General features: G+C 39.0%; 10 protein-coding genes and 1 pseudogene. All 11 read right to left on the bottom strand.

The features are described from left to right. A partial coding sequence (locus tag ACESMA_RS21045) for a M4 family metallopeptidase (RefSeq protein ID WP_372950860.1) occupies nucleotides 1-648 on the bottom strand: 648 nt, incomplete at its 3' end. Then, a pseudogene (locus ACESMA_RS21050) lies at nucleotides 622-1,053 on the bottom strand (hypothetical protein); the annotation flags it as partial. The gene ACESMA_RS21045 and the pseudogene ACESMA_RS21050, both read right to left, overlap by 27 nt. Nucleotides 1,054-1,077: 24 nt before the next feature. Then, complete coding sequence (locus tag ACESMA_RS21055; protein WP_372950850.1) at nucleotides 1,078-1,755, bottom strand: hypothetical protein; 678 nt, start codon at nucleotides 1,753-1,755, stop codon at nucleotides 1,078-1,080. A gap of 5 nt (nucleotides 1,756-1,760) precedes the next feature. After that, nucleotides 1,761-2,153 (bottom strand): hypothetical protein, encoded by a 393-nt coding sequence (locus ACESMA_RS21060; RefSeq protein ID WP_372950851.1) that lies wholly within the window; start codon nucleotides 2,151-2,153, stop codon nucleotides 1,761-1,763. A gap of 7 nt (nucleotides 2,154-2,160) precedes the next feature. Next, nucleotides 2,161-2,742 carry a hypothetical protein gene (locus tag ACESMA_RS21065; protein ID WP_372950852.1) on the bottom strand — a complete coding sequence of 194 codons (582 nt, stop codon included), beginning with the start codon at nucleotides 2,740-2,742 and terminating at the stop codon, nucleotides 2,161-2,163. Nucleotides 2,743-2,814: 72 nt separating this feature from the next. After that, nucleotides 2,815-3,009, bottom strand: a complete 195-nt coding sequence (locus ACESMA_RS21070) for a hypothetical protein (RefSeq protein WP_372950853.1) — start codon at nucleotides 3,007-3,009, stop codon at nucleotides 2,815-2,817. Between the two features lie 66 nt (nucleotides 3,010-3,075). Next, complete coding sequence (locus ACESMA_RS21075; protein ID WP_372950854.1) at nucleotides 3,076-3,333, bottom strand: T9SS type A sorting domain-containing protein; 258 nt, start codon at nucleotides 3,331-3,333, stop codon at nucleotides 3,076-3,078. A 78-nt stretch (nucleotides 3,334-3,411) separates the two neighbouring features. Further along, nucleotides 3,412-5,268, bottom strand: coding sequence for a trypsin-like peptidase domain-containing protein (locus tag ACESMA_RS21080; RefSeq protein WP_372950855.1), 1,857 nt, complete (start codon nucleotides 5,266-5,268; stop codon nucleotides 3,412-3,414). Further along, entirely contained in the window at nucleotides 5,265-5,720 is a 456-nt protein-coding gene (locus ACESMA_RS21085; protein WP_372950856.1) for a hypothetical protein, read from the bottom strand. The genes ACESMA_RS21080 and ACESMA_RS21085 overlap by 4 nt, the downstream gene beginning before the upstream one ends. Nucleotides 5,721-5,804: 84 nt before the next feature. Beyond that, complete coding sequence (locus ACESMA_RS21090) at nucleotides 5,805-5,981, bottom strand: hypothetical protein (protein ID WP_372950857.1); 177 nt, start codon at nucleotides 5,979-5,981, stop codon at nucleotides 5,805-5,807. Nucleotides 5,982-6,056: 75 nt separating this feature from the next. Next, on the bottom strand, nucleotides 6,057-6,336 hold a 280-nt coding region (locus ACESMA_RS21095; protein WP_372950859.1), incomplete at its 5' end, for a T9SS type A sorting domain-containing protein.

A 6,336-nucleotide genomic window follows, 5' to 3' on the forward strand; every position in this document is an offset into this window, starting at 1 on the left:
AGGATTGTTTGCGGTAAACGTTGAACCGGAATAACAAACCGCGCTTGGGCCTGAAATGGTTGGCTGGGTGGGGTTAGTGCCAACACCGACAGCATACCAGGCATTGGCTACCTGTAACGATTGAAATGAATTAGCTCCAAAGATATCATCAGCGGCATCAATCATGGCATCCCTTGCATCTGCATAACTTGACACAGAGGCAAATTCGGATGTTTGACCATCAAAAACAATCTCGGCAGCAACATCTATTCCAAGCCCATATACTGTGTATTCATCATTATTGTCATTTATTCCTGAATCGCCTTCTGATAATAGATAAAACCAGTGCGACAACACTCCACTCTTCTCATAAGCTTCATCATTTCCCCCATCATTGTACCTTGTATCACCAAAACAATCGGCTATTTGAGTATAGGAAGTAGATGATCCCGGATCTCTGATATTTCTTAAACAATCATCACCAGTTACATCAATCACTTCTTCTCCTATTTTCCAGTGATCTTTTTCAGGGGCTACTTCATTTTCGACTACCGCGCCCCATATATCGCTAAAGCCTTCGTGTAATGCACGCCGAACCGTTGTTAAGTTAGCCCATCCCGTGTGATTATGGGTTATTGCATGAGAAAATTCATGGGTAACGGCATCCAGAGCCCCTATAGGCTTAAAAATCGTCTGGCCATCGCCAAAGAAAAAGACTTGATCGCCATTAACGAATGGAACAAACGCAGCATTGTCTTTAGTCCAACTTACACCATCTGGTAAATAACAATGGACAAAAGCATCAATCATGTGATTACTGTCATTGAAGCTTTGAAGACTATGTTCTACATTAAAATAGTCATAGATTTCCTGTAAGGCCCAATGTATGTCTAACGCCATTTGATCGTTAGTTGGCGAGTGTTCCTGCTGTGTCCAGTTATTATCATTGTCGGTAAATTCATCCACGATACTAGTATCTGAGTAGGATGTAGAATATGCATTATTGAGATCCCATGTATTAATTATTACGTTCCTGCTCGAATCAATCAAATTATAAACGCCACCGTAGTATTGAGTCCCCGCGTTTTTGGCACCACTTTACAGGGTAGCAAAGGTACCTGTTGCCGAAGAGTTAAACCAGTTCTTTTGTATCTTTAAAATTTTCCCGGATTGGGCATCAACATAACCGGTTTCCCCCATACTTGAAGGACTGTTTAATAAATCAATCTTATAGCAAAGGTTCGCATTGTATGCAGTGTCAGTTCCCGAAATTGTTTCTATTTCTACAATTACCAAATCGTGAAGAAATTTTAGGGCAGATACATCCGGAATTTGTAAATAGGAAGCATACGATTTAGCAGCATCATCGGGTGTCAGTTTTGGAAAAGGATCAATGCCTTCTGTATCGATGTAATGCCCGTTGGCTTTTTTGAGTTTTCCATTTTTAAACTGCAAAATAAAAATACCGCCATCTACTTCAATCCCCTGGTAAAACTGTTTGTAGTGCTCGGTATATAATCCAATCTTCTGGTCTCTTTTATTCTTTAATACGAACTGGTCTTGTTCTCCGGCATTTAGCACTTCTTTGAAAAAGCTGATCGCTGAAGTTGGCCTGTCCCATTTTCCGGTTTTGTTTTCACAGACGAATTTGATGTATTTTACATGGCCTGATTTGTCAAATTTTAGTTTTGGAGTTAATTGAACGTCGGGTTGCTGGGCGTACCCCCAGTTATAAAGCAAAAATATTGCGATTAAAATGCTGATTAGTTTTTTCATGATGCTTAATTTATACGTTTAAAAGTATGTGAAAAGGTGGGTGGAATAGCAGATAAATCCCATAGTTCCAGAGTATCACTTTTTATTAAGAATCGATATATCATGTCAGTTGGATCATTTCTCCAAAATAAAGTATCGTTAGATGAATAAAAATTTATTTGAAAGGAGATATTATTATTGACCCTTCTGATAAAAAGACTATCTTCGGTAAATTCCCATGTTACTTTTTCATCTTCTTTGGGATAAACTGTACCGGCAAACCCGCCTGATGTGTATAGCCATTCCCATTTGCCGATGATACTATTAGGATTGTAATCAGGGTTATCTTTTTCACAACCTGCTCCCATTAAACTTAGGAGCAGGAAAATGAAACTGATTTTTAGAATTGTTTTTTTCATGATTTGGTTATTTTATTTCAAAATTGATTTTAAAGGATAATAGATCGGTTTTTAAACGTCCGAAATTAAATCGATAAGCAAATTTTGTGTAATACTTACCTTTTGGCAAAGCAGTTTGATTTGTACCATTAAATGTCCCATGCCATTTATTCCATTCTTGACGACTGTCTCTCCATGGCACTTCAAAAACATATTCACGTTGTGGTTGAAAAGGATAGGCTCCCTTCCCAATTAATTCTTGAAGTACAGGTTTTTTAAATGGACTACCTATTTCTTCCGCGCTGTGATTTCTTACTTCACAGAAGTCCGGTAAACCAATGATACCTCTATCAAAATATAATGTATCTTTTCTTGTGTTTCGTGCGGAGAATAAAAAGATGAAATTTTCACCTTCGTTAAAAACTGTGGCAGGTTCGCCTTGCTCATTCAGCAGGCAGAATTTGAATTTAATTCCGTCTACTTCTTTAATGATCACAGCTTTTTCATCCCCAATTTGAAGTTCGAGGAAGTCTTCGTCTTTTTCGCACCCCATCCCCAATAATGAAAAGGACAGAATGATTAAGCACAATTTTAAATTTGTTGTTTTCATTTTTAAATTTTAGCCTCGGGCTTCGAACGTGCGGCTTTAAAATTATTTTTTTGAATTCCCTGCAACCGGAAGTTACCAGGCAAAAGAGCATATAGTACGAGTTCTGTTTGAGGTGCCCGGCATTGCAACCTGGTTGCTGCCGGGGCATTCTTTGGGTTTGTTTACGGTCCATGTTTCATTTTTAATGGTTTTTAAAATGGTTTTGCAGGGTAGATGTTTTTTGTTAACAAAAGGTTGCGTGGGAATTTTTATTGGTTTTGGGTTCATTTTGTCTTGGTTTTTTTAAATCAAACCTCAAGGTATTCAAAACCTTGAAGGTTTGCTCATAAAAAGCTATCTTTTCACCACCAGCTTCCCGGTTAAAACTTCGCCGTTACAGTTTACACGCACCAGGTAAACGCCTTCTTTCCAGCCGGCGGTTTGTATTTTAGCGCTTTGCCCGCGCAGGTTGGTTAGTTTGGTTTTTAACTGTTGCATTTCCGAATACACCTCCAAATCCCATGGGGCGTTTTCGTCGAAAGTTTTTTCTGAAGAATTGGTTTCGATGGTGAGCGTAGTTTCGCCGGTGGTGGGGTTTGGGGTGAAATTCAAGTAATTTTCCGCTACCCGGCAGGATTCTATTGCGATATTTTTGAAAATTTCGTTACTCCAGCCGCAAACTCCGTTATATTATAGTGAAACACTATATGTTCCGGGTAAACTTCTTGAAAACTCAACCTGACGCCCAATATCCTGCACCGGTAATTCAAAAGGATTGGAAGAATAAAATTTCCAACGGTAATCTGCATCATTGTCCGAAAGGTTTGAGCCGTGAGCATACAGCCAATAATCCTGGCTGGTACAACCAACACCTACAGATGGTCCCACACTTCCGGGATAGGTGTTGTCCACCGTACACAAAAGGATTGTTGGCCATGGACTACCTGCCCATACCGATTTTCCGGGTAGGGTAATGCTGCCGCAAGCGGTAACCAACCTTGCCTTTATCCAACTGCTTTCATTGCCGGTGGCTTTTATTACCGGCGAATCTGTATTTTGTCCTGAATAAACTGTAAGAAAAGGTCCGGGTTCCCAAATGATGGAATCAACATCAGGTAGGTTGTTGATGGTAAAGGTGACGCCGGAAGAGCAGACGGCGGAGGGGCCGGAGATTGTTGTATTATTCGTTGGAAATAAATATGCGCCATTCAAATTATTGGGATTTGTACCTAATGGATCTAACCAATCTTTTAACCTCCTTCGTGAATCTGATGAATTATTCCAGGAAACAGAGAGTTTGCCATAAACTGCAAGTCCATCTTGGTTATGACAGGAAATCGGATCTGCCGTAGGGGTGCCAAATAACTGTCCAATAATCCTGCTATTTTGATTAAACAGTGGAGAGCCTGATGAACCACCTTCGACAATACCTTGATTAAATGTTACATTCCAAAAGTTTCCATCCGAGGAAGGAGAAGAATTGCTTACAGAAATTTTTTTAATATCACCTGCCGGATGATGGATACATGTAGCATTAGACGGCGTTGAACCGGATTTGTCCCATCCGTTGTAATAGATGCACAAAGAGGGGGATAAATCAAAAGGGGTTTCGTCTAATTCTAACAGAGCAAAGTCAGATGAGGAATTATTGGCAACTACGGTTGCTCCCACTGTAGAGGGCGGTATGAAATCTGCCCCATTATCACAGGTCGGGCTTTCATAGTTCCATAAAAATGTCCATGTTGATGCGGCTGGGTTTGAAATAGCATCCAATCCGCTAACGTCTAAGCAGTGATCTGCCGTAAGCAAATATGGCGCACCATCTCCCTGTGTGTTATTAATCAAGGAACCGGTACACCACCGTGTTCCTCCTACCACAATTAAAGCAACACTCGTTTTTTCATCTTGCCAGTCAGCACCTTCATCACAATTAATATTTATTTCGCAGTCATCATCTGAATCTCCAAAATCAAAAGGAGTGATATTCCTGTAACCATGAACAACTTTTGTAATAGAAATTACCGGAACCTCATTTGTGTTATTGGGTTCATAGTATTCAAGAATAATTTTCTCATTCAGTATTAAACTCGTTGCAAAGGCTCCAGGCTCCTCTTTATCCCCTTTATTGTTTCTATGGGTGAAAGCTCCTAACTTCTTCTTTTCGTCTGGACTATATATGAAGAATTTCCCTCCTTCTGGTATGTAAAATTTATCATACAACAAATTAATTGACAAAGCTCCGGGAGAATAAATCCGTAATTGCCATAATCTCCCTTTTTTATTTGGCAGCTCTGTCCATACGCCTGAGTTTTTCATATTTATATCAACATCAAAGTCATATCCAAACCTGGGCGGTAAACCGTTCAAGCTGTCAATAAAGTCTTCTTTATCGATAATTTCATAGTTAAGGGTGGGCATAATAATAACAGGAATATTCTTCTTTTTGAAGTTTTCTTTAAAGGAAGTGGGAGTTTCATTCGTACTTATTTGTGAAACTACATTGAATGATATTAATATTGCGGATAAGAAGATGATTGTCTTTTTCATTTAGTTTCTTTTTTCAATTTCATAAATTTTTGATCTTGGTAATATAATTTTAACATACTTTCACTTAGTTCAAATTCAAATATGTTTCCTATTACGTATAAAAAATGCTGTCCCCATTCTGTGTCACTTCCAACAAGAGTTACTATTCCTTGATTGGTAATTATTATCTTATTCCCCTCTTTAAGCACGTATTCCATATCAAAGGTCCTGTTTGAAACAGAATGAGCAACCAATTCTCCATTATCAAATACAACATAAGAAGATTTTGGCTCGGAGTCAGGTTCGGATGTGAACTCACCTGTGGAATCATTTCCGAAACCTAAAAGTATCCATTTACCATTTAAAATAGATTTAGACATTTTATCTTTTTCACAACCAGCCCCCAGCAAAGCCGCGCAAAGCGGCAATAAAAGCAGGAATCTGGCAAGTAATTTTATTTTTTTTAATTTCATTTTCAAAAATATTTAGTAGTGAGTAAATAGTACAAAGTACTTTTTGGTATTCAAGGTAACCGGAGTTACCAGGCAAAAGAGCAATTAAGAGCGGGTTGTGTTTGAGGTGCCGGGCGAAACAAAGTGGTTGCTGCCGGGGCATTCTTTGGGTTTGTTTACGGTCCATGTTTCATTTTTATTGGTTTTTAAAATGGTTTTGTTTGGTAGATGTTTTTTGTTAACAAAAGGTTGCGTGGGAATTTTTATTGGTTTTGGGTTCATCCTGTTTTTGTTTTTTTTTAATATCAAACCTTCAAGGTTTTTAAAAACCTTGAAGGTTTAGCCAAACATAAACAGCTATCTTTTCACCACCAGTTTACCAGTTAATATTTCATCGTTATATTTTACACGCACCAGGTAAACGCCCTCTTTCCAGCCGGCGGTTTGTATTTTGGCGCTTTGCCCGCGCAGGCCGGTTTGTTTGGTTTTCAACAGTTGGGTTTCCGAATACACTTCCAGGTCCCATTGGGCGGTTTCATCGAAAGTTTTTTCAGAAGAATTGGTTTCGATGTAGAGCGTGGTTTCGCCGGAAGTAGGGTTGGGGGTGAAAAAGAGAAAATATCCGCTACACGTAGTT

It is taken from the genome of Mariniphaga sp., from assembly GCF_041687215.1.
Lineage (GTDB): Bacteria > Bacteroidota > Bacteroidia > Bacteroidales > Prolixibacteraceae > Mariniphaga.